This window comes from Salinibacterium sp. dk2585 (assembly GCF_008001035.1).
Taxonomy (GTDB): Bacteria; Actinomycetota; Actinomycetes; order Actinomycetales; family Microbacteriaceae; genus Homoserinimonas.
The window spans coordinates 919,468-946,071 of record NZ_CP042856.1; the positions used below are offsets into that span (position 1 = coordinate 919,468).

Here is a 26,604-nt window from a genome sequence, read left to right on the forward strand (position 1 = left end):
CATGGGTTCGCACGACGCGCAGACCGAAGGAGACGTATGAGTCCAGTGAGTGCCGGCGAGCAGGCCAGACGGCCGTCGCGGCCGCGATGGTTCGACCCGCGCCTGGCCGTCGGAATCGCGCTCGTCGTCACATCCGTCGCCGGCGTCGTCATGCTGGTCGGCGCGGCCGACCGCACGGACACCGCGTATGCGGCAGGGTCTGCGCTCGCGATCGGAGACGTGCTCACGGTCGATGATCTCGTCGAGACCGAGGTGCGTCTGGGAGTCGCGACGGAGCATTACCTCACTCCGGCGCGCATGCCTGATGGCGAGATCGTCGTCACGCGCACGATCAGCGCTGGCGAACTGGTGCCCGCGAGCGCGGTGGGGCAAGCGAGGAGCACGGACTGGGCATCCCTCGTCGTCTCGGTGAGCGGCGACCTGCCGCGGTCCGTTGGTGCGGGCACGACGGTGGATATCTGGGCGACGGGCGACGAGAGCGAGACGCCCGGCATCGTCGCCTCGGAGGCCACCGTCGTCGCGATCTCGAGCGAGGAGAGCATGGTTGCCGGTGCCGCCGTGTCGAGCGTCGAACTCGTCGTGCCGCGCGACCGCGTCGCGCGCCTCCTGCAGGCGAAGGCCGCGGGGGACTTCCTCTCGCTCGTGCCGGCCGCCATCCCCTTGGAGCGATGACATGGCCCGGCTCGCTTTCGCGCTCCCGCACGACATCGAGAGCGTGCTCGTGGACGACGCACGAGACCACGGGCACGACATCGTCGCGCGATGCGCGAGCGCAGGGGAACTCGCCTCACTGCTCGACCCTTCCTCGGCGGAATTCGTCGTCGTGTCGTCGGCGGAGCGTTACCTCACCGCACGCCTGCTGACCGAGGCCGATCGCGCCGGCGTGCGCGTCGTCGCGATCAACGACACGGATGCCGGCCGCAGGAATGCCATCACGGTCGGCCTGCACGAGGTCGTCGAGGGCGGAGCCACCTGGCCAGTGATCGAAGCGGTGCTTCTCGCGAACCCGCTCAAGGCATCCTCGCCTGTCGCTTCTGCTGGTGACCGCGGCAGGGTCATCGCCGTGTGGGGGCCCGCCGGGGCGCCGGGGCGCACGAGCCTCGCGATCAACATCGCGGCCGAGCTCGCCTCAGCCGGCCACACGGTCGCGCTGGCAGATGTCGACACCTACAGCGGTTCCGTCGCGCCCACACTGGGACTGCTCGACGAGGCGCCGGGTTTCGCCGCCGCATGCCGTCTCGCAGGCACGGGCTCGCTCACCCAGCTCGAGCTCGAGCGCATCGCCCAGCGTTACGTCTCATCGCACGGCAGTTTCTGGGTGCTGACGGGCATCGGCAGGCCGAGCCGGTGGCCCGAACTCTCGGCGAGCCGCGTCGCGGGCGCCTTCGAGCTCTGCCGCGAATGGGTCGACTACACGGTCGTCGACACGGGCTTCAACCTTGAGAACGACGAGGAGATCAGCAGCGACATGTTCGCGCCGCGCCGAAATGCTGCGACGATCGAGGCGCTTCGGGCGGCGGACCAGGTGGTGGCCGTCGGCTCGGCGGATCCCGTCGGGCTCTCGCGCTTCCTGCGCGCACACGTCGACCTCTTGGAGACGATCGTCACGGAGCGCGTGGTCGTCGTCATGAACCGCCTACGGGCCGCAGTCGTGGGAGCGTCACCCGCCCGGCAGGTGACGCAGTCCCTCGAGCGCTTCGGCGGAATTGTTGCCCCCGTCATGATCCCGCACGACCAAGCGGCCTTCGATGCCGCCGTCTTGGAGGGGGCCACGCTCTACGACGTCGCGGTCAAGTCCCCGGCACGCACAGCGATCACGACCCTCGTGAACGAGCGCATCCTTCCGCCGGATGCGGCCAAGAGGGCACGGCGCGGGCGCCTCAGGCGGGCGAAAGCGCAGCCAGCAACGATCTAGCCGGCCAGCTCACTCTGCCAGGGCGATCGTCTCGATTCCGTCGGCACGCGCGATGACCAGGACATGTGACGCGGTCTCGTCCTGCAGCGCGCGCAGGATCACCGAAGCATCCGGTGCTGCTCGGGCATCGCGCGTCGGCCATACGGACACGTCGGCTCCCTGTTGCTCCCGAAGCGTCGCGACGAGGGCATCCGTCACGCCCGAGGCGACGAGGGTCACCCGTGTGACGGGGTGGCGCCGGGCGGTCGACGGCGCGGCAGGCGTTCGCCGCCACACGAGGTAGTGGTAGATCGCGACGAGCGCCGTCGCCGTGAGGAGGCCGAGGGGTGCGCGGATCGACTCCACGACGCCGCCTGACCACGGCACCCCGAGAATGGACTCGAGCACTCCGTAGGCGATCACGAGGAGCGTGACGACGGCGGTGACGGCGCTCGCGCCGAAGATGACGACGAGGTAGGCGCGGCGGCCACCGAAGCTGTTCCAGCCGTCTCCCGGTTCGGCTGGAATGGCGTCCTGCGGCCGCCAGAGTGTGATCCAGGCGACCGCCCCGACGGCGAGCGTCGAGAGCCCGCCGAAGAGGAGCGAACGGCTGTCGCCCGCGACGGTGTCGACCGTGCTCGCGAGGAGGGCGTTGACGACGACGCCGAGACCGGATGCCGCGGCGATGAGCGCGACCCCGGATGCGACCAGGCGCACCGACCAGCCGACGCCCTCGGGCTGGCGGCGTACGGGCGTGCGGTGCGCAGCCCACACGAGAGCGCCGATGCTGGCCGCAGCGAGCGACGCGGCGAGTTGGTCGAGCAGGATACTCACACTGTCGAGGTGCAGGACGAGCGCGGTCCCGCTGTAGGTTGCACTCGCGAGCGCGCCGAGGGTGACGCCGACGGCGATCAGGCCGGCGATGACGACGAGCACGAAGCGCGCGAACGGCGCGCCTGAACGGTCGACACCGCGCCAATGCCAGTGCCACCACCAGACCAAGCCACCGGCGAGTGCCCAGGTGAGTTGTTGCAGGAGCGGGATCCACCAGCGGTCTGCTCCGACAAGGGCTGATTCCGGGGAAACGAGCGCCGTGGAGAAGAGCACCGACAGTACGCCGATGCCGCCCGCGATCGCGACACCGATGCCGACGAGCACGCCGAGGGCGGGGGCGACGTCGTGCAGCCGGCCCGGCGCGTGCGAAGGGCTTTGCCACATCCAGGCGTGCCATGCCCAGATCGATGTCCAGACGACGCCGAGCGTGAGCGAGGAGGGCGACCAGCGTCCCGCGATTCCCTCGCTCGCGGCTGAGACGAGTGCGAAGAGTCCGATCGACAGCGCGATCGTGCCGAAGACGGCGAGGTAGACGGGCCACAGTACCGAACGCCGATCGTCGAACGTGCTCAACCATCGCCGCGTGAGCCAGTAGACGACGGCACCGAGGGGCACGGCGACGATGACGGATGCGACGGACTGCGCGAGGCGCGAACCAGCGTCGTCGAGCACGGTGCCCGTCTCCAGCGCGAGATGGAGCAGGCCCGTCACGCCGGATGCCGCGACGCTCACGAGGATCGCCAGGAGGGCGTACATGATGACACGCCGCAGCGTGTGGATTCCGCCGGGTGCGCGCTCCTGCGCGGCCAGGCTCACTTGAGGCCCCTCAGGACGCACGGGTCGAACTGCCACGGCGCGCCCGTGACAAGCCATTCGCCATCGACTCGGTCGAGTGTGAACTCGTCGTGGTTCTCGTAGCTGCCTCCGAACACGCCGCCGTCGTAGCCTGTCGAGATCCCGACCCGCACGACCGCGGATGAGCCACTCACGGTGCTGCCCTCGAGCGTCACGCGCGTCTCGCGTTCGCGCTGATAGTCGCTGTAGTAGTCGCACCGCTCGAGTGCCGAGTCCGCGACGAGCTCGCGGGCGGACGCAAGGTCCGCATCGATCATCGCGCCCGTGTACTGCTGCACGACACCTTCTGGCGACGCTGGGTCGAGTTCGGCGCGCTGGTCGCGCGTGAGCACCGCGATGAGCGCGACGGCGACGAGCACGACAACGATCGCGGCGATGACGATGAGTGCGCGGTCAGGCCTGCGCGATGTCGGGTCCATGCTGTCATCTTGGCGCAGCGGGTGCGGTGGTGTTGCCGCCTCGCCGGGCACAGGCTCGCGCGCCGACTACCCTAGAGGGGTGTCGACGCTCTCCGATCTCGTCAGTGCCCAGGGACGCTTCAGCGAAGCGGACATCGAGTGGCTCCATCTCCTGATCGGCGACTGGCAGCTGCTCGCAGATCTCGCCTTCGCCGACATCGTGCTGTGGGTGCCCTCGGCCGACGGCAGTTTCATCGCCGTCTCTCATGCGCGCCCCTCGAGTTCGGCGACCCTCTTCTACCGCGACTTCGTAGGCCAGCCCATCAAGCCCGAGTGGAAGAAGCAGGTGACGGATGCCTTCGAGAGCGGGCAGATCGTCGATTCCTCCGCCCCGGACTGGTTCGAGGAGACCCCGACCCGCGTGCGCGCCGTGCCCGTGTTCCGCCGACTTGCGGCCAACGCACCTGAGACGACCGAGCATCCGATCGCCGTCATCACCAAGCACACCAACCTTAGCGAGGCGCGCACCCCGAGCCGTCAGGAACTGACGTTCAACGAGTGCGCCAACGAGCTCTTCCGCATGATCGCGAGCGGCGACTTTCCCGACCTCGCGGCACCGGCGGGTCCGCGGCGTGGTGCACCACGAGCATCCGATGGTCTCGTTCGCCTCGACGTTGATGGCATCGTGACCTTTGCAAGCCCCAACGGCCTGTCGGCCTTCAACCGCATGGGTTTCTCGGGCGAACTCGAGGGGGAGTCGCTGGCCGAGGTCACGACCCAGCTGCTCGCGGGCAAGCTCATCGTGGACGAGTCGCTACCGCTCGTCGTGACGGGGCGCGCCCCGTGGCGCACCGACATCGAGGCCCGTGGCGTGACGGTGACCCTGCGCGCCATCCCCATCCGCGAGCGGGGGGAACGGGTCGGGGCCATCGTGCTCTGCCGCGACGTGACCGAGCTGCGGCACCAGGAGCGCGAGCTGATCACGAAGGATGCCACGATCCGCGAGATCCACCACCGCGTCAAGAACAACCTCCAGACCGTCGCATCCCTCCTGCGCATCCAGGCGCGGCGATCGCACAGCGAGGAGGCGCGGGAATCCCTCAGCCAGGCGATGCGCCGCGTCGAGGCGATCGCCGTCGTGCACGACACTCTCAGTGAGGGGCTCACGCAGAGCGTCAACTTCGACGTCGTCTTCGACCGCGTGCTGCGACTCATCGCCGAGGTCGCCTCGAATCACGGCACCAAGGCCACCGCGAAGTTCACGGGAAGCTTCGGCGAACTGCCCAGCGCCTACGCGACGCCGCTCGCCCTCGCGCTCACAGAGCTGGTGACGAATGCCGTCGAGCACGGCCTCGCCGACCGCGACGGCCAGGTCGAGATCGAAGTGGAGCGCACGGCGGAGGCGCTGCGGGTGCAGGTGCGCGACAACGGCAGCGGGCTGCCCGAAGGAAGAGTGGGCGCCGGCCTGGGCACGCAGATCGTGCGAACCCTCATCCAGGGCGAGCTGAGCGGCACGATCGACTGGCACACCCTCATGGGCAGCGGCACCGAGGTGACGATCGAGATCCCGCTCGGCTGGATCAATCGGGACTGAGCCCTCGCACGCTCGCTCGCAGCAACGAGAAAGCACCGGCACCCTTGTGGGGGGCCGGTGCTTCGACGTGTTGAACTAGGAGGCGCGACGGGCGCGAGCGGCGCGGCGCTTGAGCGCGCGGCGCTCGTCTTCGCTGAGGCCTCCCCAGACACCAGAATCCTGGTTGGTCTCGAGGGCGTACTGAAGGCACATCTCGGTGACGCTGCAGCGAGCGCACACCGCCTTGGCCTTCTCGATCTGGTCTACCGCGGGACCGGTGTTGCCGACAGGGAAGAAGAGTTCCGGGTCAGCCGTGAGACATGCGGCGTTATCGCGCCAATCCATTGAGTAGTGCTCCTTAGGTGAGCGCGACCCATTCACAAGGTCGCGCAGGGATACAGAAAAACCTCGGTGAAAGAGTTCGTGGGGTTTCTCGGCAACTGCTCACGGCTTTGTGAGGGCTGAATTTGCCTCCAATAGACTCTCATATCGGGTGTCGAAGATCAACGATTTTTTCCCTAAGGAAACACTGTGAACACGGAGCGAAATATGGATGTGCTAGGCGATGAACGCCAGATGAACGCTCCGCGGCGCAGCCCGGCCCTGCTGCTCCTGGCCGTCATCCTGGCCCTCGAGTTCCTGCTCCTCGCGGCCGCGTCGGTGTTCCTCATCATTGAACTCATCGTTGAGGTGCCGGTCTCGTACCCCTCAGCGATCGCGCTCCTCGTGCTCGCGCTCGTCGCGACCGCCTGGCTTGCAGCCCTGACCGTGAACCTGCTCCGCGGCGCCTCGTGGTCCCGCGCCGGCATCGTGGTCTGGCAGTTGATGCAGATCGCCGTCGCCGTCGGCCTCTTCCAGGGCGAGACGGCGCGGCCCGACCTCGGCTGGGCACTCCTTGTGCCCTCGCTTGTCGCGATCGTGCTGACGTTCACCAAATCGGTGATCGAGGCGACGGCGCGCAGGAACTGAGCCCCGCGGCATCCGTCGCCCTGCGCTCCTAGACGCCGAGGAGCTTGCGCACGCGCTGCACGTGCCCCGTCGCCTTGACGTTGCGCAGGGCATGCTCGACCTCGCCGCCCTCGCCGATTACGAAGGTCGAGCGGATCGTGCCCTGGATGGTCTTGCCGTAGTTCTGCTTTTCGCCCCAGGCGCCATAGGCCTTGTGCGCCTCGAGCTCGGGATCACTCAGCAGAGGGAACGTGAGTCCCTCGGCATCCTTGAACTTGCGCAGCTTCTCCGGCTGGTCCTTCGAGACGCCGAGCACGACATACCCGGCGGATGCCAGGGGCTCGAGGCTGTCGCGGAAGTCGCAGGCCTGGGTGGTGCAGCCGGGGGTGCTTGCCGCGGGATAGAAGTACAGGATGACCTTCCGGCCGGCAAAGTCGGAGAGCGATACCTGGGTGCCGTCCTGGTCGGGGAGGGTGAACGCGGGCGCGGTGTCACCGACGGCAAGCAGGGTCTCAGGCATGGTTCTCCTAGGAAAATCGACGGGGTTGAGGGCCGGTTTCAGATGCGCCCTGTACTCATGCTAATCTTGTTCCTCGGCGCCGAAGTCAGCTTCGACACCGAGCACCTCTAGCTCAATTGGCAGAGCAACTGACTCTTAATCAGTGGGTTCCGGGTTCAAGTCCCGGGGGGTGTACCAAGAAAGCCCCGCACTCTCAGAGTGCGGGGCTTCTTCGTTCGGCCGGGGCGTTAGATCGTTGTCTGCTCCCCGAGCGCGTGCCACGTGCGGTTGTGGTAGACGAGCGGCGCTGACGGCTCTTCGGCCACGTAGGACTGGAGCGCATGCACCGCGATGACGGTCGAGTTGCCGGCCTCCATGCGCTCGACGACGCGGCCGCGAAGCCAGCTGTCGGTGCCAACGAAGTAGGGCTCGCCCGTGATGAGCCGACTCCAGCGGCTGGTGTCGGCGAAGCGATCGATTCCGCTCGTGGAGCAGAGCGTCGCGAGGTCGAGTTGCTCGGCGCCGAGGAGGTGCACGACGAGCGTTTCGGCCTTGAGGATCGTGGGCGTTGCCGACGAGAGCGACGACACCGAGAAGACGAGCAGGGGCGGTTCGACGCTGACGGAGAAGACGGATGTCGCGGTCAGTCCGACTGGCCCGTCGCCGGCATCCGCCGTGATGACGGCAACGCCGGCCGGGTGGTTGCGGAAGACGGCCTTGAACTCTTCAGCGGTGAGGCCATCGGCGGCAGGGTTCTCGTGCCGTGCGTCGCTGATGCGTGCGACAGCGTGCTGCGCTGGCGTCGCGTGGGTTCCGGTCGCGTGGTGCGTCATGAAGCTATCTCCAGTCGAGGTGTCTGCACCCCAGTCTGTCGCGGGCACCTGAATGTGGTTAACGCTGTTGCGCTGTGTGACATTCCCGCGCTGGCGTCAGAGAAGCCCCTCGCGCCCGCCAGACACCCAGGAGGGTGTTGCCGTGCGTGCCCCGGCGACCCGCTCGGCGATGGTCTCTAGCGCCGCCATGTCATCGCCCGCCAGTTCGACTTCGGTCGCGCCCAGGTTGCTGCGGAGGTGCTCGATGCTTCGCGTGCCCGGGATGACCGAGACGGATGCCCCGAATCCCCGTGCCTTCGCAAGCAACCACGCGATCGCGACCTGTTCTGTCGCCGCGCCGACCCGCCGTGCCACCACCCGCACTTCTTCAGCGACGGCCTGGTTGCGCGGCAGGTTCCCGGGGCGGAAGCGCGGGAACGCCTGGCGCATGTCGTGCGCCGCGGCATCCGCGTCGAAGCCATCGGTGAGGAGCCCGCGTGAGACGGGGGAGTAGGGCACGACCGCGATGCCGAGTTCGGCGGCGGTCGGCACGACGTGCACCTCAACGTCTCGGCTGAGGATGCTCCATTCGGATTGCACGGCGGCAATGGGGTGCACCGCGTGGGCGCGTCGCAACTCGTCCCCCGTCGCCTCGGAGAGGCCGACGTGGCGAATCTTGCCGGCCTTCACGAGCTCGGCGAAGGCGCCGACGGTCTCCTCGACCGGCACCTCCGGGTCAATGCGGTGCTGGTAGTAGAGGTCGAGGTGCTCGACGCCGAGTCGGCGTAGCGAATCGTCGATGTTCGCGCGGATCGTTTCGGGGCGACCGCTGATGCTGCGTGTGCCGACGCCAGCCCCCATCGAGAGTCCGGTCTTCGATGCGAGGAACACCTCATCCCGGCGGCGTCCGCGCAGGAATCGCCCGATACTCTCCTCGCTCGCGCCGTCGCCATAGATGTTGGCCGTGTCGAGGTGGCGCACACCGGACTCCACGACCGAGGCGAGCAGGCGCTGGGCGGATGCCTCGTCAATCGCTCCGTAGGAACCCCCGAGCGACATCGCGCCGTAGCCGACGGGGTCGAGGTCGATCGCCCGGCTCACCGCTCGAGCTCGTGCGTCTCCGTGTTCTTGACCACCGTGCCGATGGCGATCCCGACGGCGCATGCCCAGCTGACCCACATGAGGATGAGACGCCAGTCGCGCGGTCCGTTGAGGGTCGCGCGCACTGCACCCATTCCGCCGAAGACGGCGGAGAGCACGCTGCCGCTGAAGATGAATTTGCGCATTGAGACTCCCGTTCTCGTCGATGCCCACGCTACCCCGGCGTGGGGAAGACGCCCAGTCCTGCGCGTGGCGCTTGGGGGTACTCTGGCCTCCAGGATCCCCTTCCACCTTCCCGGTCCCATTTCGGGGGCCCAGTTACTGACACGGAGCACGCCTTCATGACTGCCCCAGATGCCGCCGAGAACGAACAGCATTCCTTCGTCGTCGTTTCGAACCGTCTCCCCGTCGACCGGGTCGTCGAGCCCGACGGATCCGCCTATTGGAACCATTCGCCCGGCGGCCTCGTGACGGCGCTCGAGCCCGTCATGCGCCGCAACGACGGGGCATGGGTCGGGTGGGCCGGCCTGCCGGACCTCGATATCGAGCCCTTCGAGAGTGACGGCATCCACATCGTGCCGGTGCCGCTCTCCGCCGATGAGGTGAGGGACTACTACGAGGGCTTCTCGAACGACACGCTGTGGCCGCTCTACCACGACGTGATCTCGCATCCGCAGTACCACCGGGAGTGGTGGGACGCGTACGTGCGGGTGAACCAGCGATTCGCGGATGCCGCTGCCGCGGCGAGCGCCCAGGACGCGGTGGTGTGGGTGCAGGATTACCAGCTGCAGCTCGTGCCGAAGATGCTTCGCGAGGCGAGGCCCGACCTGACCATCGGATTCTTCAACCACATCCCGTTCCCGCCCTACGGCATCTACTCGCAGCTCCCGTGGCGCACGCAGATCGTCGAAGGCCTCCTCGGGGCCGACGTCATCGGCTTTCAGCGGCTCGCCGACGCCAACAACTTCTCTCGCGCGGTGCGCCGGCTGAAGGGCTTTCCCACCCGCGGCACGACGATCGACGTGCCGCTCATCGACGAGTCGCAGGGGGTGCGCGCGCACGGTCCGATCGCGGGCGGCAAGCCGTTCCGCACGGTCATCGCGCGGCAGTTCCCCATCTCGATCGACGCGAGTGACTTCGAGGACCTGGCGCGCAGGCCCGACATCCAGGCGCGGGCGCGCGAGATCCGTGAGGAGCTCGGCAACCCGCAGAAGGTGATCCTCGGCGTCGACCGCCTCGACTACACGAAGGGCATCGGCCACCGCCTGAAGGCATTCGGCGAGCTTGTGGCGGAGGGCAAGGTGCCGGTCGAAGATGTGACGCTCGTGCAGGTCGCGAGCCCGAGCCGCGAGCGGGTCGAGGCCTACCGCCAGCTCCGCGACGAGATCGAACTCATGGTGGGCCGAATCAATGGCGACCACGGAACCATTGGCCATGCGCCCATCAGCTACCACCACACGAGCTATCCCCGTGAGGAGATGATCGCCCTCTACCTTGCGGCCGACGTCATGCTCGTGACGGCACTGCGCGATGGCATGAACCTCGTCGCGAAGGAGTATGCGGCAACCCGATTCGACGAAGACGGGGTGCTCGTGCTGAGCGAGTTCGCGGGCGCCTCGGATGAGCTCAAGCGCGCGCTCCTCATCAATCCGCACGATATCGACGGCCTCAAGGATTCGATCATGCGCGCGGTGCAGATGCCCCGCTCTGAACGCCGCACGCGCATGCGTGCGATGCGCAGGCGCGTGTTCGACAACGACGTGGCGAAGTGGTCGTCGGCATTTCTTGAGGTGCTCACGGCGAATGGACGCAAGGCCTCTTCGTGACCCAGGACATCGCGCCGGAATTGGATGCCGCGCTGCACGAGGTCGCCGCGACCGCACGGTTGCTGGTCGCCCTCGACTTCGACGGCACGCTGGCCCCGCTTGTCGACCGGCCGGAGGATGCCAGGGCGCTTCCCGAAGCCGCAAGGGCCATCGCGCAACTCGTCGAACTGCCCGACACGCGCGTCGCCTACATCTCGGGTCGCGCGCTCGAGAGCCTGATCGAGGTCGCGTCCCCGCCCGCGGCGGCGCTGCTCAGCGGCTCGCACGGGGTCGAGACCCGTCTCGATGCGGCGCCCGGCGTCGAGCTGACGGAGGAGGAGCGCGCGGCGGTCGCCACGTTGCGGCGACTGCTCGAGGGCGTCGCGGAGCAGCATCCGGGCACCTGGGTCGAGGTGAAACCGGCCGGGTTCGCGCTGCACAGCCGGGCTGCGTCGGCGGATGTCGCGGCGTCCGCCCGGGCGCAGGCGCACGAGCTCATCGTCGCTGAGCTGCCCGCCGTCACGGAACGGCATGGCAACAAGGTGCTCGAGTTCTCGGTGCGCTCGACGACGAAGGGCGACGCCGTGCGCATGCTGCGCGAGTTCAGCCACGCCACCGCGGTCGTCTTCGTCGGCGACGACGTCACCGACGAAGACGGCTTCCGAGCCCTCGGCGAGTCAGACCTCTCCCTCAAGTGCGGAGACGGCGAGACCTCCGCCCGTCATAGGGTGCCGGCGCCGCAGGATGTCGCCCGCGTGCTGGGGCGCCTCGCGCAGATTCGCTCCCGAAAATATGCCTGAATCGGAATTCTCAGCGTTGGCGGCCGTTAGAATGTGATGGTTCCGCCGCATCTCACGACTCCCGTGTACGCGCGCCACCCGCCCACCGAGACGGAGGTCACGTGCTGATTTCGCTGGGCTTCTTCGCGCTTGCGGCGATTCTCGCCCCCGCGCTCACGAAGGTGCTCGGCCCGCGGGTCTTCTACGTCCTGGCGCTTGTTCCCCTCGGCGCTCTCGGAGTCTCTGTGGCGGTCGCCCAGCGCATCCTCGACGGTGAGATCGTCACGGAGTTCCTGCCGTGGATCCCTGAGATCGACCTCGGCCTCTCGCTGCGACTCGACACTCTCTCATGGGTGCTCACGCTCGTCGTGCTGGGGGTCGGCGCGCTCGTGCTCGTGTACTGCGAGCGCTACTTCCCGGCGGATGAGCCCGGCCTCGGTCGCTTCGCCGGGTTCTTCATCGCCTTCAGCGGCAGCATGTACGGCCTCGTCGTTGCCGACGACATCTTCCTGCTCTTCATGTTCTGGGAGGCGACGACCGTCTTCTCCTACCTCCTCATCGGCCACTACACCGATCGCAAGGCGAGCCGAGGAGCCGCGCTCCAGGCACTCCTCGTGACGACGGCCGGCGGGCTCACGATGCTGGTCGGTCTCGTCATCCTTGCGGCCGAGACGGGCACGACGAGCCTCACGGCGATCGTGGCAGCGCCACCACCAGAGGGTGCCGCTGTCATCACGGCCGTCTATCTGCTGCTCGTGGGAGCCGTCTCCAAGTCCGCCCTCGTGCCCTTCCACTTCTGGCTGCCCGCCGCCATGGCCGCCCCGACGCCGGTCAGCGCCTACCTGCACGCAGCCGCGATGGTGAAGGCCGGCATCTACCTCATCGCGGCGCTCGCGCCCGCCTTCTCGACTATTCCGGGATGGCGGGAGGTGCTCGTGATCCTCGGTGTCGCAACCATGCTGGTCGGCGGATGGCGCGCCCTCCGCCAGACCGACATCAAGCTGCTGCTCGCCTACGGCACCGTGAGCCAGCTCGGATTCCTCACGGTCATCGCGGGCTTCGGGTCCCGCACGGCGGCCCTCGCGGCACTCGCGCTGCTGCTCGCCCACGCCCTCTTCAAATCGTCGCTCTTCCTCGTCGTCGGCCTCATCGACCACTCCACTGGCACGCGCGACCTGCGCAAGCTCAGCGGGCTCGGCCGGGAGCGACCCGTGCTCGCCGGCGTCGCGATCGTGGCAACGGCATCCATGGCAGGCCTGCCTCCGACGTTCGGCTTCGTGGCCAAGGAGGCCGTCTTCACCGCGCTGCTCGACGGCTCGGCCATCGGGCTCGTGGGGCTTGTCGGTGTCGCGCTCGGCTCCGTGCTCACGGTCGCCTATGGGGCACGGTTCCTCTGGGGAGCCTTCGGGCGCAAGCGCGACGTCGAAGACATCCCCGTGCATCCGGAGCGAGCGGATGCTCTGGCCTCCCCGCTCATCCTGTCGCTCGCCGGCATCGTCCTGGGCCTCGCTGCCTCTGCCCTCGACCCGTGGCTCGCGGGCTACTCGATCGTGTTCCCGGCAGGGGACGAGGATTACCACATCGCGCTCTGGCACGGACTCGAGCCGGCACTCGGTATCTCGGCCGTGTCGCTGCTCCTCGGCATCCTCCTGTTCTGGCAGCGCACAAGGGTCGCACGGGTGCAGGCGGCCGTCCCTGCACTCATCAACGCGGCTGACGGCTACTGGAAGGTGCTGCGTTTCGTCGACCGCACCGCGGCTCGCGTGACCTCAGTGACGCAGCGTGGTTCGCTGCCGTTCTACCTCGGCGTCATCCTGCTCGTCTTCGTGCTGGCCGCGGGCACCGCGCTCGCGCTCAATTCGACGTGGCCGACCGCGTGGAAGCTCTGGGACTACCCGGCGCAGGCGGCGATCGGCATCATCATGATCATCGCCGCACTTGCCGCAGTACGCGCGGACAAGCGCTTCACCGCTGTCGTGCTGGTCGGTGTCACGGGGTACGGCCTCGCGACCCTTTTCGCACTGCAGGGCGCACCTGACCTCGCGTTCACCCAGCTCCTCGTCGAGACCGTGACGCTCGTCGCATTCGTGCTCGTGCTGCGCCGACTCCCCGGCCGGATCGGCGTCGCTCACGGCCGCCCGCAGCACCGCCTGCTGCGCGCAATCCTCGCGATCGCGGTCGGCCTCACGATGGCCGGCGTCGCCGTCACAGCCCTTGCCGCCCGCTCCACCGAGCCGATCTTCCACGAGTTCGCCCAGCTCGCGAAGGCCATCGGACACGGTGCCAACGTGGTCAATGTCGCGCTGGTCGACGTGCGCGCCTGGGACACCATGGGTGAGCTCTCGGTCGTCATTGTGGCCGCGACCGGTGTCGCGAGCCTGATCTTCCTCGATCGCCGCACGGATGATCTCGCGCGGCCGAAACTCGCGCGGGGTCGTCGCGGCTTCCTCCTTCGCCAGCGTCCCATCACCGAACCGGCCCGGCCGGTCGGGCGGATGCGCACCGCTCGCGAGCCGGAGCCAGACGAAAAGCGGCTCGCCTGGCTGCTTGCCGGGCGCACGCTCGCCCCCGAGAACCGCTCGATCCTGCTCGAGATCGCCGTGCGCCTCGTCTTCCACTCGATCATGGTGGTCTCGCTCTTCGTGCTCTTCAGCGGCCACAACGCTCCCGGTGGCGGCTTCGCGGCCGGCCTCGTCGCTGGCATGGCGCTCGTCGCCCGCTACCTCGCTGGCGGCCGCTACGAGCTTGGCGCGGCCGTCACGATTGATGCCGGCCGACTGCTCGGCACGGGCATGCTTCTTGCGGCGGGCACGGCCGCGGCCCCCCTGCTCTTCGGAGCGGATGCCCTGACCTCCGCCTTCTTCGAGGCGACACTCCCCGTCTTCGGGCACGTCGAGTTCATCACCTCGACGATCTTCGATGTCGGCGTCTACCTCATCGTGATCGGGCTCGTGCTTGACGTGCTGAGGAGCCTCGGTGGCGAGGTCGACCGGCAGCAGGAGGAAGAGGACCCCCGCACCCCCAATGAGCGACTCGAAGAGAGGAGAGGCCCATGACAGCATCCCTCACTCTCATCGCGGTCATGACGGTGCTCTATGCCACGGGCGTGTACCTCATGCTCGAGCGCAGCCTGACCCGCGTGCTGCTCGGCTTCCTGCTTGTCGCGAACGCCACGAGCCTGCTGCTCCTCACGATGGCCGGGCCCAACGGGCTCGCGCCGATCCTCAACGACGGCACGACGACCGACGACATCGCCGATCCGCTGCCGCAGGCGTTCGTGCTCACGGCGATCGTCATCACCTTCGGCGTCTCGGCCTTCCTCATGGCGCTCATCTACCGCTCGTGGCGCCTGTCGAAGGCGGATGAGGTCATCGATGACGCTGAAGACCTCGCGATCGCCCAGCGCGACGCCGAGGTCGAAGCCGAACTCGCAGACCCCGACCACATTGACCAGGAGGTCGACCACCTGGACGAGCTGACCGCCGCGCATGATCTCGCCGAGACAGGGGAGGAGCAGCCGTGACCGCGCTCGTGCCCCTCGTCGTGATCCTGCCCCTTCTGGGTGCCGCTGGCGCGCTCATCGCGGGCCGCCGACGCCGCCTGCAGGTCATGGTGACGATCGCCGCGCTCGTCGCCGTTCTGGTCGTGAGTGTCTTCCTCCTGATCGAGGTCGACGCTCAGGGAGCGCTCGTGATGGCCGTCGGCGGCTGGGATGCCCCCTTCGGCATCTCGCTCGTGGTCGACCGGCTGTCGGCCCTCATGCTGATCGTCTCGGCCGCCGTCTTGCTCGCGGTCCTCATCTTCTCGGTCGGCCAGGGCATGGCCGATGGTGACGATGAGACGCCGGTATCGATCTACCACCCGACCTACATGGTGCTCGCGGCGGGCGTCTTCAACGCCTTCATCGCGGGCGACCTCTTCAATCTCTACGTCGGCTTCGAGATCCTCCTCGTCGCGAGCTACGTGCTCCTCACGCTGGGTGGCACGGGGGCCCGCATCCGCGCCGGTGTCACCTACATCGTCGTGAGCCTCGTCTCGTCGATCCTCTTCCTCGCGGCGATCGCGGTCATCTACGGGGCACTCGGCACCGTCAACATCGCGCACATTTCGCTGCGGATGGCCGAGCTCTCGCCCGACATCCAGCTCATCCTGCATGTCATGCTGCTCATCGCCTTCGGCATCAAGGCGGCCGTCTTCCCGCTCTCGTTCTGGCTGCCGGACTCCTACCCGACGGCCCCCGCGCCCGTCACGGCCGTCTTCGCCGGCCTCCTCACGAAAGTCGGTGTCTACGCGATCATCCGCACCGAGACGGTGCTCTTCGCCGAGAGTGACATCAATACCGCGCTCATGGTCGTCGCCCTGCTCACGATGGTCGTCGGCATCCTCGGTGCTGTGGCACAGGCCGACATCAAGCGACTCCTGTCGTTCACGCTCGTGAGTCACATCGGCTACATGATCTTCGGCATCGCAATGGGCACGGTCGCGGGCCTCGGCGCCACGATCTTCTACATCGTGCACCACATCATCGTGCAAACGACGCTGTTCCTCGCGACGGGACTCATCGAGCGCCACGGTGGCTCGACATCGATCAACCGGCTGGGCGGCCTCCTCAAGAGCGCGCCCATCATCGCGGTGCTGTTCTTCATCCCTGCACTCAACCTGGGCGGCATTCCGCCCTTCTCGGGCTTCATCGGCAAGCTCGCCCTCTTCACCGCGGGTGCTCAGGAGCCGAACCCGCTCATCTGGGTGCTCATCGCGGCCGGCGTGCTGACCTCGCTGCTGACCCTCTACGCACTCGCGCGAGTGTGGAACATGGCGTTCTGGCGCCCCCAGTCCGAGGTCGAGACCTATGAATCGTCACTCCTGGACGAACTGACGGAGGCGCCGGGAGGCTCTGCACCCCAGCAGGAGTCGAAGAACTCGCCGCGGCTCATGACCGGATCGACCGCCGCGATGGTGGCGCTCTCGGTCGCCCTGACAGTCTTCGCCGGGCCGCTCTACGCGATCTCGGCGCGTGCGGGGGAGAACCTCGGCAACCCGCTCACCTACACGAACCTCGTCTTCCCCGACGTCGAAGATGAATCAGAGGTCGATGTCAGGGGTGAGGCCCGCTGATGCCCGAGTACACATCACGCCGTCTGCGACGAAACTTCTTCAACCAGCTGCCGCTCCTCGTCTGGCTCGTCGTGCTCTGGATGCTCCTGTGGGGCTCGCTGTCCTGGCTCAACCTGGTCACGGGCATCCTTGTCGCCCTCATCGTCATGCGGGTCTTCTACCTGCCGCCCGTCGAACTCTCGGGACGTTTCAACCTGCTGTGGGCGGTCGTCTTCGTTGTGGTCTTCCTGTGGGACGTCATCCGCGGTTCCTTCCACGTCGCCTGGATCGCCGTCAACCCCCGCCGCCGTCCCGCCAGTTCTGTGATTGCGGTGCACCTCAACAGCCGGTCCGACCTCGTGATGCTGCTCGTGTCGCTCTATATCTCGCTCGTGCCAGGATCACTCGTGGTCGAGGCCGACCGGTATCGCTCAGTGCTGTACATCCACGCACTTGACGTGCACGACGATGCCTCGCTCGAGAGGACGCGCGCAACGGTCCTCGCGGCTGAGCGGCGTATCGTGCGGGTCATCGGTTCGCGCGACGACCTACGGCGGAGTGAGAATGCGGGGCAGGAATCATGATTGACGTGGTGTTTCTCTGCATCGGCATCCTGTTCGGAGCTGCGTCACTCGCAGCCCTCTATCGCATCGTGCGTGGGCCGGCGATCCTCGACCGCATGATCGCATCCGACATGCTGGTCACGACCATCATCTGCGTGCTCGGCGTCGAGATGGTCTACAACGGCCACACCCGCACGGTGCCGATCATGGTCGTGCTGGCCGTCGTTGCGGTCTTCGCGAGCATGACGGTCGCTCGCTACGTCTCGAAGCAGTCGGCGGAGCGCAGGCCCCCCGACCGCAGTCCCATCGCGCGGGGGAGGAAGCAGTGACCCTCGATTCCTTCCTCGACCAGCTGGCCGCGGTCTTCCTCGTGGGCAGTGGCCTCTTCTCGCTCGCCGCGGGCATCGGCCTCCTGCGCTTTCCCGACGTGCTCGCCCGCATGCACGCCGCGACGAAGCCCCAGGTCGTGGGGCTCATGCTCGTGCTCGGTGCGATCGCGCTGGCGGAGCGCAGTTGGGCGGTGCTGCTCACCCTCCTGCCGGTGTTGCTCTTCCAGATGCTGACCGCCCCCATTTCGGCCCACATGATCGGCCGCGCGGGCTACCGGGCGGGCAACATCGACGACGACCACCTCTATGTCGACGAACTCGACGAGGCCATCGACGAGGCGCAGGAGGAGCGGGCGCGGCACGAGCGCGAGAGCGGCAGCTGACGAGCGGATGTCGCGGGGCCCGCGCTGCGCTGCCACTAAACTTGGCACATGCCAGAGTTCGACATGAAACCCCGTAGCCGTGTTGTCACCGATGGGATCGAGGCGACGACGTCGCGCGGCATGCTCCGTGCGGTCGGCATGGGTGACGCCGACTGGGAGAAGCCCCAGATCGGCATCGCGAGCTCCTGGAACGAGATCACTCCCTGCAACCTGAGCCTCGGGCGGCTCGCGCAGGCCGCCAAGGAGGGCGTGCACTCGGGCGGCGGATACCCGCTGCAGTTTGGCACTGTCTCCGTGTCCGACGGCATCTCGATGGGCCACGAGGGCATGCACTTCTCGCTCGTCTCCCGTGAGGTCATCGCCGACTCGGTCGAGACGGTCATGATGGCGGAGCGTCTCGATGGCTCGGTCGTGCTGGCCGGTTGTGACAAGTCGATCCCCGGCATGCTCATGGCGGCCGCCCGCCTGAACCTCGCATCCGTCTTCCTCTACGCCGGCTCGATCGCGCCCGGCTGGGTCAAGCTCAGCGACGGCACCGAGAAGGACATCACGATCATCGACTCCTTTGAGGCGGTCGGCGCCGTCAAGGCGGGCAAGATGTCGGAGGCCGACGCCAAGCGCATCGAGTGTGCTTTCGCCCCGGGCGAGGGTGCCTGCGGCGGCATGTACACCGCCAACACGATGGCGAGCGTGGCGGAGGCGCTTGGCATGAGCCTTCCGGGTTCGGCGTCTCCCGCATCCGCTGACCGTCGCCGCGACTACTACGCGCACCGCAGCGGGGAGGCGGTCGTCAACATGCTGCGCCTCGGCATCACGACGGGCGACATCCTGACGAAGAAGGCGTTCGAGAACGCCATCGCGGTCGGCATGGCGCTCGGCGGCTCGACCAACATCATCCTGCACCTCCTCGCGATCGCGAACGAGGCCGGCGTCGACCTCACGCTCGATGACTTCAACCGCATCGGCGACAAGGTGCCCCACATCGGCGACCTCAAGCCCTTCGGCAAGTACGTCATGAACGACGTCGACCGCCACGGCGGCCTGCCCGTGCTCATGAAGGCGCTGCTCGATGCGGGCCTCATGCATGGTGACGCGCTCACCGTGACGGGCAAGACACTCGCCGAGAACCTGGCCGAGATGGACATCGACCCGCTCGACGGCGAAGTGCTTCGCACGCTCGACAACCCGATCCATGCAACGGGCGGTCTTGCCGTCCTCAAGGGCTCGCTCGCGCCCGAGGGTGCCGTCGTGAAGACGGCCGGCTTCGACGCGGCGATCTTCGAGGGGCCAGCACGCGTGTTTGAGCGCGAGCGCGCCGCAATGGATGCCCTCACCGAGGGTTCGATCAAGGCGGGCGACATCGTCGTGATCCGCTACGAGGGCCCCAAGGGCGGCCCTGGCATGCGCGAGATGCTCGCCATCACCGCCGCCATCAAGGGCGCGGGGCTCGGAAAAGATGTACTACTCTTGACGGACGGACGATTCTCAGGCGGCACAACCGGCCTGTGCATCGGCCACATAGCACCCGAAGCGGTCGACGCAGGTCCGATCGCCTTCGTGCGCGATGGTGATCTGATTCGGGTCGATATCGCAGCCCGCTCTCTCGACCTACTCGTCGACGAGTCCGAGCTGGCAGCCCGCCGTGAAGGCTGGGCTCCACTTCCCCCGCGCTATACCCGTGGCGTTCTCGCAAAATACTCCAAGCTCGTCCACTCCGCCTCGGAGGGTGCGATCACGGGGTAGTCGCCCACCAGACCGTGCGGACTCGCAGTCCCGCACGACCATTCGTGTACACGATGCAAGGAACTCAGTGATGTCAGCGGATGCACCGCCCACTCCCAGCAGCGCCCTCAACGTTCCAGAGGTGTTGACCGGTTCAGGGGCGATCCTTCGTTCCCTCGAACACCTCGGGGTAAAAGACGTCTTCGGCTTGCCCGGCGGCGCGATCATGCCGTTCTACGACGAGCTCATGTCGTCGGAGAAGATCCGGCACATCCTCGTGCGCCACGAGCAGGGGGCTGGCCACGCCGCCGAAGGCTATGCCTCGTCGAGCGGCAAGGTCGGGGTCGCCATCGCGACATCCGGTCCCGGCGCCACGAACCTCGTGACTGCGATCGCCGACGCCTACATGGACTCGGTGCCGCTCCTTGCCATCACGGGCCAGGTGTTCTCGACCTCGATGGGCACGGATGCCTTCCAGGAGATCGACATCGTGGGTATCACGATGCCCATCACCAAGCACTCCTTCCTCGTCACGAAGGCAGAGGACATCCCCAAGACCCTCGCTGCGGCGTACCAGATCGCATCGACCGGGCGGCCCGGCCCCGTGCTCGTCGATGTGACGAAGGATGCGCAGCAGGGCTCGGCGCCGTTCGTGTGGCCCGCCTCGGTCGACCTCCCGGGTTACCGCCCCGTTGTGAAGGCGCACGGCAAGCAGATCCAGGCGGCGGCGCAATTGCTCGCCGAGGCCAAACGACCCGTGCTCTATGTCGGCGGTGGTGTCGTGCGCGCCGGCGCATCGGCCGAGTTGCTCGCGCTGGCCGAGGCAGTGGGTGCGCCCGTCGTCACGACCCTCATGGCGCGTGGCGCGTTCCCCGACTCGCACGAGCAGCACCTCGGGATGCCCGGCATGCACGGAACTGTGCCCGCCGTGCTCGCGATCCAGGAGTCCGACCTCCTCGTCTCCCTCGGCGCTCGGTTCGACGACCGGGTCACGGGCAAAGCGAGCGAGTTCGCCCCCGACGCCAAGGTCATCCACGTCGACATCGACCCGGCCGAGATCTCCAAGATCCGCACGGCAGATGTCCCGATCGTCGGCGATGCCAAGGACGTCATCGCCGATCTGTCTTCCGCCTTCGCCACCGCAAGTGCGGGTGAGAAGCCCGACCACAGCGAGTGGTGGGCGCGTCTCGACAACCTGCGCAAGCAGTTCCCGCTCGGCTACGACGAGCCGGAGGACGGCCTCCTCTCGCCCCAGTACGTGATCGAGCGCATCGGCAAGATCACCGGTCCAGAGGGCGTCTACGCTGCCGGCGTCGGCCAGCACCAAATGTGGGCCGCCCAGTTCATCCAGTACGAGCGCCCCGGCGCCTGGCTCAACTCGGGTGGCGCGGGCACGATGGGCTACAGCGTGCCGGCCGCGATGGGCGCGAAGGTTGCGAACCCGGAGCGCACCGTGTGGGCGATCGACGGCGACGGATGCTTCCAGATGACCAACCAGGAGCTCGCGACCTGCACGATCAACGAGATCCCGATCAAGGTCGCCGTCATCAACAACTCCTCGCTCGGCATGGTGCGGCAGTGGCAGACGCTCGTCTACAACGGCCGCTATTCGTTCACCGACCTCAACACGGGGCACGACACCGCCATGATCCCCGACTTCGTCAAGCTCGCTGAGGCCTACGGGGCCCTCGCGATCCGCGTGACGAAGAAGGAGGAGGTCGACGCCGCCATCCGGCTCGCCAACGAGACCAACGATCGGCCCGTCGTGATCGACTTCGTCGTGAGCCGCGACGCCATGGTGTGGCCGATGGTGCAACAGGGCCTCGGCAACTCGTCGGTGCAGTACGCGCGTGACCACGCGCCCGCTTGGGAAGAGGAGTAGGTCGATGAGCCACGTTCTTTCGCTCCTCGTCGAGGACAAGCCGGGTCTACTGACCCGGGTCGCCGGACTCTTTGCACGTCGCGGCTTCAACATCGAGAGCCTCGCGGTCGGCAAGAGCGAGATCGCCGGCCTCTCGCGCATCACGGTCGTCGTCGACGTCGAGGAACTGCCCCTCGAGCAGGTCACGAAGCAGCTCAACAAGCTCGTCAACGTCATCAAGGTCGTCGAGCTCGACCCGGCGCAGACGGTGCAGCGCGAGCACATGCTCATCAAGGTGCGGGTCGACAACACGACGCGCAGCCAGATCCTCGAGGCAGCCACGCTCTTCCGCGCCCGCATCGTCGATGTGTCGACGGATGCCGTCGTGATCGAGGTCACGGGCGACACCGCGAAGACGCAGGCGCTCCTGCGTGTGCTCGAGCCCTACGGGGTGAAGGAGATCGCCCAGTCGGGCCTCCTCGCCATCGGCCGTGGGTCCAAGAGCATCACGGAACGAATCTTTAAGAACTAACCCCGCGGGTTGAGTAAGCCCGCCAGGGCTGTATCGAGACCTCAAAGAACACAAGGAGAAACACAGTGACCGAGATCTTCTACGACAAGCACGCCGACCTGTCGATCATCCAGGGCAAGAAGGTTGCCATCGTCGGCTACGGTTCGCAGGGCCACGCGCACGCGCAGAACCTTCGCGATTCCGGCGTCGAGGTTGCCATCGCGCTCAAGGATGGCTCGAAGTCGGCGCCCAAGGCGACCGAGGCGGGCTTCGACGTCAAGAACGTTGCCGACGCGACCGAGTGGGCCGACGTCGTCATGATCCTCGCACCCGACCAGCACCAGCGTTCGATCTACGACGACCACATCAAGGGCAAGCTGGCGGCGGGCAAGACGCTCGCCTTCGCGCACGGATTCAACATCCGCTTCGGCTACATCGAGGCGCCCGAGGGCGTCGACGTCATCCTCGTCGCGCCGAAGGCTCCCGGTCACACGGTTCGTCGCGAGTTCGTCGCGGGTCGTGGCATCCCCGACATCATCGCGGTCGAGAACGACGCCTCTGGCCAGGCCTGGGACCTCGCGCTCTCCTACGCGAAGGCCATCGGCGGCACGCGCGCCGGCGTCATCAAGACGACCTTCACCGAGGAGACCGAGACCGACCTCTTCGGCGAGCAGGCCGTGCTCTGCGGCGGTATGTCGCACCTTGTGCAGTACGGCTTCGAGACCCTCACCGAGGCCGGGTACCAGCCGCAGATCGCCTACTTCGAGGTGCTCCACGAGCTCAAGCTCATCGTCGACCTCATGTGGGAGGGGGGCATCGCCAAGCAGCGCTGGTCGATCTCCGACACGGCCGAGTACGGCGACTACGTCTCCGGCCCCCGCGTCATCACACCCGAGGTCAAGGAGAACATGAAGGCCGTGCTCGCGGACATCCAGTCGGGTGCATTCGCGAAGCGCTTCATCGACGACCAGGACAACGGCGGCGAGGAGTTCCTGTCGCTGCGGGCGAAGGAGCAGGAGCACGCCATCGAGGCGACGGGCAAGGAGCTCCGCGCGCTCTTCGCGTGGAAGCAGCAGGACGCGGACTACGTCGACGGCAGCGCTGCGCGCTGACGCCGACGCAGTCCAGAGACGCTGTGCTGTCTCAGAAGGGCGCAAGCGCCCTTCTGGCGACGGCAGCGCTGCGCGCTGACGCCGACGCAGTCCAGAGACGCTGTGCTGTCTCAGAAGGGCGCAAGCGCCCTTCTGGCGACGGCAGCGCTGTGCGCTGACGTCTGAGTGAGACCCGCCGCGCACATACGGCGAGCACGGGCCGGCACCTCACAAGGGTGCCGGCCCTTCGCCATTGAATAGACTCGAAATTGTCAGTGTGTGAGAGGAGACAATGTGGTTCAGCAGGCACCGTTCCAGAACGTGACGTTCCCGTCGGGTGGGGGAGAGGCGCACGGTTACCTCGCGCTTCCCGAGGCTGGCTCCGGCCCGGCCCTGATCGTCATCCAGGAGTGGTGGGGCCTCGTCGACCACATCAAGGACGTGACGGATCGTTTCGCCGCTGAAGGCTTCGTGGCGCTCGCGCCTGACCTCTACGGCGGCCGCGTTGCGCACGACGGCAAGGAGGCCGCGAAGCTCATGTCGGAGCTCCCCGAGGCGAAGGGCGCCGAGATGCTCGCCGGCGCAGTCGACTACCTCCTCCAGCACGAGGCTGTGACGAGTTCGACCGTGGGCGCCATCGGTTTCTGCATGGGCGGCGGCTTCGTGCTGGCGCTGGCGGCGCAGCAGGGTGAGCGCGTCAGCGCCGCCGTGCCGTTCTACGGTGTCGGCCAGGGCGTGCCGGAATCCTATGCCGGCGTGCGTGCGGCCGTGCAGGGCCACTATGCGGAGCAGGACGCGTCGTACCCGGTGGAGAAGGCGCGCGAGCAGGAGGCGCAGATCCGCGAGCAGTCGGGCGCCGAGGTGGAGTACTTCTACTACGACGCCCCGCACGCCTTCGCGAATGACTCGAACCCTTCGGGCAACTACCGGCCGGATGCCGCGAAGCTGGCGTTCTCGCGCGCGATGGAGTTCCTTCGGGCGCGGGTCCGCTGAGTTCCTCGGCGGCCCGTCAGCGCTAGAGTCAGAGCATGCGCGTGGATTCCGACGACGATGCCCTCAGCTGGGGGGATGACGACCCGAGCCACGTGGCAGGGCCGTCGACGAAGGCCCCGCGGCAGGCATCGGGTGAGCCAGTTCGGGCCAGCTCGGCGATCCTCGTCGCATACGGCGTCATCGCCGGCATCTTCCTGATCTACAGCGTCGGCTGGTTTATCGCGGTGGAGCGTGACGATTTCACGCAGCCGGGGCTCTTCGCCGAGATCATGTTCCAGCTCGGCGAGTTCCTCGCGATCGCCTCGCCGTTGCTCTGGATGGCCGCCGTGCTCGTGCTCGTCGCACGGCCAAGCCATCGACTGGCGTGGCTGGGGCTCGGGGTGCTCGTGCTGGTGCCGTGGCCCTTCGTGATGGGAGCCTGACATGACGACGGATGCTGCAGCCACGACCCCCGAGGCCGCCCGGCCCGGCCCCACCTGGCTCTCGCTCACGGTGGCGATCGGCTTTGGCCTGTTCTTCGCCTTCGACTTCTTCGAGGCGCTCACGAACCTGTTCGGCGCGCTCGAGCTCAACGAGGCGCGCAACCAGTTCCGTGCTTCGCAGGAGCTCGCCCCCATCGGTGCTCCGTGGGCCGTCCTGCTGGCCAACGTCGCGGCCCCCGTGCTGGGCTTCGGCATCGCCTGGTGGCTGGGTCGGCACCGCAGGGCGGGGGCGCAGGCGGTCATTTACCTCGTCGCGCTCGCCGTGGTGGCGGCATACAGCCTCACGCTCATCGCGGTCGCACGCGGCCTCCTCTGACGGCTTCTCGCTCGGCACGGGCCCCGGGGACGGGGCGAAGGGGCTGCTCATCCGTGCACTAAACTGACCGAGCCGCCGCCCCCGAAAAGCGTCGTGGCACACCCCACCCCACACGAGGAATGGAAACAGCTACGTGTCAAAGCCGGTCGTGCTGATCGCAGAAGAACTCTCTCCCGCCACGGTCGAGGCCCTCGGCCCCGACTTCGAGATCCGCAATGTCGACGGCACCGACCGTCCGGCGCTCCTTGCGGCCCTCACCGACGCATCCGCCGTGCTGATCCGTTCCGCCACCAAGATGGACGCCGAGGCGATCGCCGCGGGCAAGCAGCTCAAGGTCATCGCCCGTGCGGGCGTGGGCCTTGACAACGTCGACATCAAGGCCGCGACCACGGCGGGCGTCATGGTCGTCAACGCGCCGACCTCCAACGTCATCTCGGCGGCCGAACTCGCGGTGGGTCACATCCTCTCGCTCGCACGCTTCATCCCTGAGGCGAACCAGTCGATGAAGGCGGGGGAGTGGAAGCGTTCCAAGTACACCGGCATTGAGCTGTTCGAGAAGACGATCGGCATCGTCGGCCTCGGTCGCATCGGCACCCTCGTGGCCCAGCGACTGGCGGGCTTCGGCGCCAACCTCATCGCCTATGACCCCTACGTCACGCCGGTGCGCGCGCAGCAGCTGGGCGTGCAGGTGGTGAGCCTCGATGAGTTGATCGAGCAGTCCGACTTCATCACGATCCACATCCCGAAGACCCCGGAGACGACGGGCCTCTTCGGTGCGGCGGAGTTCGCCAAGGCGAAGCCCGAGCTGCGCATCGTCAACTGCAGCCGCGGCGGCATCATCGACGAAGACGCCCTCTACGAGGCGCTGTCGACCAAGCGCATCGCGGCGGCTGGCCTCGACGTCTTCGTGAACGAGCCCCCGAAGGACTCGCCGCTCGCGACGCTCGACAACATCGTGCTCACCCCGCACCTCGGCGCGTCGACGGACGAAGCGCAGGAGAAGGCGGGCGTCTCCGTCGCGAAGTCGGTGCGTCTCGCCCTGGGCGGCGAGCTCGTTCCGGACGCGGTCAATGTCGCCGGCGGTGTCATCGACGAGGTCGTCAGGCCGGGCATCCCGCTCATGGAGAAGCTGGGCCAGATCTTCAGCGCCATCGCGAGCGGCCCCGTGTCGAGCGTCGATGTCGAGGTGCGTGGCGAGATCGCCGAGCTCGACGTCAAGGTGCTCAAGCTCGCCGCGCTCAAGGGCATCTTCACCAACGTCGTGAGCGAGACGGTGTCGTACGTCAACGCGCCCCTCCTGGCAGAGCAGCGCGGCATCGAGGTGCGCCTGATCACGGATGCCGTGAGTGACGAATACCGCAACCTCCTGACGATCCGTGGTGGATTGACCGACGGAACCCAGGTCTCGGTGTCGGGCACCCTGACGGGCACCAAGCAGATCGAGAAGCTTGTCGAGGTGAATGGGCACGACGTCGAGGTCCCCATCGAGCAGCACCACATCGTCATGCTCTACACCGACCGCCCCGGCATCGTGGCCGTCTACGGCAAGGAGTTCGGCGATGCCGGTATCAATATCGCAGGGATGCAGATCAGCCGCCGCGAGGCGGGTGGCCAGGCCCTCAGTGTGCTGACGATCGACTCGCCTGCACCGGAGGAGCTCCTCGAGGCGGTTCGGGTTGCGATCGATGCGGACATCATGCGCGAGATCGACATCACCGAGGCATAGTCCCAGCAACAACAAGAACGCCCCGCCGGTGCTGT

27 protein-coding genes and 1 tRNA gene are annotated in these 26,604 nt (G+C 67.4%); 21 read left to right on the top strand and 7 right to left on the bottom strand.

Annotated elements, in window-relative coordinates; translation table 11 throughout:
- The first annotated feature begins 36 nt into the window (after window positions 1-36).
- Complete coding sequence (locus FVA74_RS04315; RefSeq protein ID WP_147720654.1) at window positions 37-672, top strand: hypothetical protein; 636 nt, start codon at window positions 37-39, stop codon at window positions 670-672.
- Between the two features lies 1 nt (window position 673).
- Window positions 674-1,915, top strand: a complete 1,242-nt coding sequence (locus tag FVA74_RS04320; RefSeq protein ID WP_187266462.1) for a regulator — start codon at window positions 674-676, stop codon at window positions 1,913-1,915.
- A 9-nt stretch (window positions 1,916-1,924) separates the two neighbouring features.
- On the opposite strand, the gene FVA74_RS04325 is transcribed toward FVA74_RS04320, so the two are convergent.
- The gene (locus FVA74_RS04325) at window positions 1,925-3,544 is read right to left on the bottom strand and encodes a DUF5671 domain-containing protein (RefSeq protein ID WP_147720656.1); all 1,620 of its coding nucleotides are present in this window, start codon (window positions 3,542-3,544) and stop codon (window positions 1,925-1,927) included.
- On the bottom strand, window positions 3,541-4,002 hold the full coding sequence (locus FVA74_RS04330) for a hypothetical protein (protein ID WP_147720658.1): 462 nt from the start codon (window positions 4,000-4,002) through the stop codon (window positions 3,541-3,543). Before FVA74_RS04330 ends, FVA74_RS04325 begins: the two co-directional genes overlap by 4 nt.
- A 79-nt stretch (window positions 4,003-4,081) precedes the next feature.
- On the opposite strand from FVA74_RS04330, the gene FVA74_RS04335 reads away from it, so the two are divergent.
- Window positions 4,082-5,575, top strand: a complete 1,494-nt coding sequence (locus FVA74_RS04335) for a sensor histidine kinase (RefSeq protein ID WP_147720659.1) — start codon at window positions 4,082-4,084, stop codon at window positions 5,573-5,575.
- A gap of 75 nt (window positions 5,576-5,650) precedes the next feature.
- Here the strand turns inward: FVA74_RS04335 and FVA74_RS04340 are convergent, their stop codons facing one another.
- Complete coding sequence (locus FVA74_RS04340; protein WP_147720661.1) at window positions 5,651-5,899, bottom strand: WhiB family transcriptional regulator; 249 nt, start codon at window positions 5,897-5,899, stop codon at window positions 5,651-5,653.
- Window positions 5,900-6,103: 204 nt separating this feature from the next.
- On the opposite strand from FVA74_RS04340, the gene FVA74_RS04345 reads away from it, so the two are divergent.
- Window positions 6,104-6,523 carry a hypothetical protein gene (locus FVA74_RS04345; protein WP_147720663.1) on the top strand — a complete coding sequence of 140 codons (420 nt, stop codon included), beginning with the start codon at window positions 6,104-6,106 and terminating at the stop codon, window positions 6,521-6,523.
- A 28-nt stretch (window positions 6,524-6,551) separates the two neighbouring features.
- On the opposite strand, the gene bcp is transcribed toward FVA74_RS04345, so the two are convergent.
- The gene (bcp, locus tag FVA74_RS04350; RefSeq protein ID WP_147720665.1) at window positions 6,552-7,022 is read right to left on the bottom strand and encodes a thioredoxin-dependent thiol peroxidase; all 471 of its coding nucleotides are present in this window, start codon (window positions 7,020-7,022) and stop codon (window positions 6,552-6,554) included.
- A 101-nt stretch (window positions 7,023-7,123) separates the two neighbouring features.
- On the opposite strand from bcp, the gene FVA74_RS04355 reads away from it, so the two are divergent.
- Window positions 7,124-7,199 (top strand) — tRNA-Lys (locus tag FVA74_RS04355).
- A gap of 50 nt (window positions 7,200-7,249) precedes the next feature.
- Here FVA74_RS04355 and FVA74_RS04360 read toward each other — a convergent pair.
- The 3 genes from FVA74_RS04360 to FVA74_RS04370 form a co-directional block, all read right to left on the bottom strand.
- On the bottom strand, window positions 7,250-7,834 hold the full coding sequence (locus FVA74_RS04360; RefSeq protein WP_147723057.1) for a flavin reductase family protein: 585 nt from the start codon (window positions 7,832-7,834) through the stop codon (window positions 7,250-7,252).
- 96 nt (window positions 7,835-7,930) lie between these two features.
- Window positions 7,931-8,914: an aldo/keto reductase gene (locus FVA74_RS04365; protein ID WP_240792302.1), complete on the bottom strand. Its 984-nt coding sequence runs from the start codon at window positions 8,912-8,914 to the stop codon at window positions 7,931-7,933.
- Window positions 8,911-9,099: a hypothetical protein gene (locus FVA74_RS04370; RefSeq protein ID WP_147720669.1), complete on the bottom strand. Its 189-nt coding sequence runs from the start codon at window positions 9,097-9,099 to the stop codon at window positions 8,911-8,913. Before FVA74_RS04370 ends, FVA74_RS04365 begins: the two co-directional genes overlap by 4 nt.
- A gap of 156 nt (window positions 9,100-9,255) precedes the next feature.
- Here FVA74_RS04370 and FVA74_RS04375 point away from each other — a divergent pair, with 156 nt between their 5' ends.
- The 16 genes from FVA74_RS04375 to serA all read left to right on the top strand — a co-directional run bounded on the left by FVA74_RS04375 (window position 9,256) and on the right by serA (window position 26,569).
- Window positions 9,256-10,740 (top strand): trehalose-6-phosphate synthase, encoded by a 1,485-nt coding sequence (locus FVA74_RS04375; protein ID WP_147720671.1) that lies wholly within the window; start codon window positions 9,256-9,258, stop codon window positions 10,738-10,740.
- Entirely contained in the window at window positions 10,737-11,519 is a 783-nt protein-coding gene (gene otsB, locus FVA74_RS04380) for a trehalose-phosphatase (protein ID WP_147720673.1), read from the top strand. Before FVA74_RS04375 ends, otsB begins: the two co-directional genes overlap by 4 nt.
- 101 nt (window positions 11,520-11,620) lie before the next feature.
- A complete protein-coding gene (locus FVA74_RS04385; protein WP_147720675.1) occupies window positions 11,621-14,554 on the top strand; it encodes a Na+/H+ antiporter subunit A in 2,934 nt (977 codons plus the stop codon).
- Window positions 14,551-15,021 (top strand): Na(+)/H(+) antiporter subunit C, encoded by a 471-nt coding sequence (locus tag FVA74_RS04390; RefSeq protein WP_147720677.1) that lies wholly within the window; start codon window positions 14,551-14,553, stop codon window positions 15,019-15,021. Before FVA74_RS04385 ends, FVA74_RS04390 begins: the two co-directional genes overlap by 4 nt.
- Entirely contained in the window at window positions 15,018-16,613 is a 1,596-nt protein-coding gene (locus FVA74_RS04395; protein ID WP_147720679.1) for a Na+/H+ antiporter subunit D, read from the top strand. Before FVA74_RS04390 ends, FVA74_RS04395 begins: the two co-directional genes overlap by 4 nt.
- Complete coding sequence (locus FVA74_RS04400) at window positions 16,613-17,176, top strand: Na+/H+ antiporter subunit E (protein ID WP_147720681.1); 564 nt, start codon at window positions 16,613-16,615, stop codon at window positions 17,174-17,176. Before FVA74_RS04395 ends, FVA74_RS04400 begins: the two co-directional genes overlap by 1 nt.
- A complete protein-coding gene (locus FVA74_RS04405) occupies window positions 17,173-17,484 on the top strand; it encodes a monovalent cation/H+ antiporter complex subunit F (protein WP_147720683.1) in 312 nt (103 codons plus the stop codon). The genes FVA74_RS04400 and FVA74_RS04405 overlap by 4 nt, the downstream gene beginning before the upstream one ends.
- Complete coding sequence (mnhG, locus tag FVA74_RS04410) at window positions 17,481-17,867, top strand: monovalent cation/H(+) antiporter subunit G (RefSeq protein ID WP_147720685.1); 387 nt, start codon at window positions 17,481-17,483, stop codon at window positions 17,865-17,867. The genes FVA74_RS04405 and mnhG overlap by 4 nt, the downstream gene beginning before the upstream one ends.
- Before the next feature lie 48 nt (window positions 17,868-17,915).
- Window positions 17,916-19,610, top strand: a complete 1,695-nt coding sequence (gene ilvD / locus FVA74_RS04415; protein ID WP_147720687.1) for a dihydroxy-acid dehydratase — start codon at window positions 17,916-17,918, stop codon at window positions 19,608-19,610.
- Between the two features lie 70 nt (window positions 19,611-19,680).
- Entirely contained in the window at window positions 19,681-21,471 is a 1,791-nt protein-coding gene (locus FVA74_RS04420) for an acetolactate synthase large subunit (protein WP_147720688.1), read from the top strand.
- 4 nt (window positions 21,472-21,475) lie between these two features.
- A complete protein-coding gene (ilvN, locus tag FVA74_RS04425; protein ID WP_147720690.1) occupies window positions 21,476-21,982 on the top strand; it encodes an acetolactate synthase small subunit in 507 nt (168 codons plus the stop codon).
- A gap of 65 nt (window positions 21,983-22,047) precedes the next feature.
- The gene (ilvC, locus tag FVA74_RS04430) at window positions 22,048-23,073 is read left to right on the top strand and encodes a ketol-acid reductoisomerase (protein WP_147720692.1); all 1,026 of its coding nucleotides are present in this window, start codon (window positions 22,048-22,050) and stop codon (window positions 23,071-23,073) included.
- A 273-nt stretch (window positions 23,074-23,346) separates the two neighbouring features.
- Complete coding sequence (locus FVA74_RS04435; protein ID WP_147720694.1) at window positions 23,347-24,045, top strand: dienelactone hydrolase family protein; 699 nt, start codon at window positions 23,347-23,349, stop codon at window positions 24,043-24,045.
- A gap of 35 nt (window positions 24,046-24,080) precedes the next feature.
- Window positions 24,081-24,467, top strand: coding sequence for a hypothetical protein (locus tag FVA74_RS04440; RefSeq protein WP_147720696.1), 387 nt, complete (start codon window positions 24,081-24,083; stop codon window positions 24,465-24,467).
- A 1-nt stretch (window position 24,468) separates the two neighbouring features.
- Window positions 24,469-24,843 (top strand): hypothetical protein, encoded by a 375-nt coding sequence (locus FVA74_RS04445; RefSeq protein WP_147720698.1) that lies wholly within the window; start codon window positions 24,469-24,471, stop codon window positions 24,841-24,843.
- A 133-nt stretch (window positions 24,844-24,976) separates the two neighbouring features.
- Window positions 24,977-26,569: a phosphoglycerate dehydrogenase gene (gene serA, locus FVA74_RS04450; protein ID WP_147720699.1), complete on the top strand. Its 1,593-nt coding sequence runs from the start codon at window positions 24,977-24,979 to the stop codon at window positions 26,567-26,569.
- Window positions 26,570-26,604 lie beyond the last annotated feature (35 nt).

Bases quoted from the DNA above. Each gene is read 5' to 3' on its own strand.
- bcp (WP_147720665.1), bottom strand. From the start codon at position 7,022: ATGCCTGAGACCCTGCTTGCCGTCGGTGACACCGCGCCCGCGTTCACC.
- FVA74_RS04375 (WP_147720671.1), top strand. From the start codon at position 9,256: ATGACTGCCCCAGATGCCGCCGAGAACGAACAGCATTCCTTCGTCGTC.
- FVA74_RS04420 (WP_147720688.1), top strand. From the start codon at position 19,681: ATGTCAGCGGATGCACCGCCCACTCCCAGCAGCGCCCTCAACGTTCCA.
- FVA74_RS04390 (WP_147720677.1), top strand. From the start codon at position 14,551: ATGACAGCATCCCTCACTCTCATCGCGGTCATGACGGTGCTCTATGCC.
- FVA74_RS04360 (WP_147723057.1), bottom strand. From the start codon at position 7,834: ATGACGCACCACGCGACCGGAACCCACGCGACGCCAGCGCAGCACGCT.
- FVA74_RS04440 (WP_147720696.1), top strand. From the start codon at position 24,081: ATGCGCGTGGATTCCGACGACGATGCCCTCAGCTGGGGGGATGACGAC.
- ilvD (WP_147720687.1), top strand. From the start codon at position 17,916: ATGCCAGAGTTCGACATGAAACCCCGTAGCCGTGTTGTCACCGATGGG.
- FVA74_RS04400 (WP_147720681.1), top strand. From the start codon at position 16,613: ATGCCCGAGTACACATCACGCCGTCTGCGACGAAACTTCTTCAACCAG.
- FVA74_RS04340 (WP_147720661.1), bottom strand. From the start codon at position 5,899: ATGGATTGGCGCGATAACGCCGCATGTCTCACGGCTGACCCGGAACTC.
- FVA74_RS04370 (WP_147720669.1), bottom strand. From the start codon at position 9,099: ATGCGCAAATTCATCTTCAGCGGCAGCGTGCTCTCCGCCGTCTTCGGC.
- FVA74_RS04345 (WP_147720663.1), top strand. From the start codon at position 6,104: ATGGATGTGCTAGGCGATGAACGCCAGATGAACGCTCCGCGGCGCAGC.
- FVA74_RS04405 (WP_147720683.1), top strand. From the start codon at position 17,173: ATGATTGACGTGGTGTTTCTCTGCATCGGCATCCTGTTCGGAGCTGCG.
- FVA74_RS04320 (WP_187266462.1), top strand. From the start codon at position 674: ATGGCCCGGCTCGCTTTCGCGCTCCCGCACGACATCGAGAGCGTGCTC.
- FVA74_RS04445 (WP_147720698.1), top strand. From the start codon at position 24,469: ATGACGACGGATGCTGCAGCCACGACCCCCGAGGCCGCCCGGCCCGGC.
- FVA74_RS04315 (WP_147720654.1), top strand. From the start codon at position 37: ATGAGTCCAGTGAGTGCCGGCGAGCAGGCCAGACGGCCGTCGCGGCCG.
- ilvN (WP_147720690.1), top strand. From the start codon at position 21,476: ATGAGCCACGTTCTTTCGCTCCTCGTCGAGGACAAGCCGGGTCTACTG.
- FVA74_RS04330 (WP_147720658.1), bottom strand. From the start codon at position 4,002: ATGGACCCGACATCGCGCAGGCCTGACCGCGCACTCATCGTCATCGCC.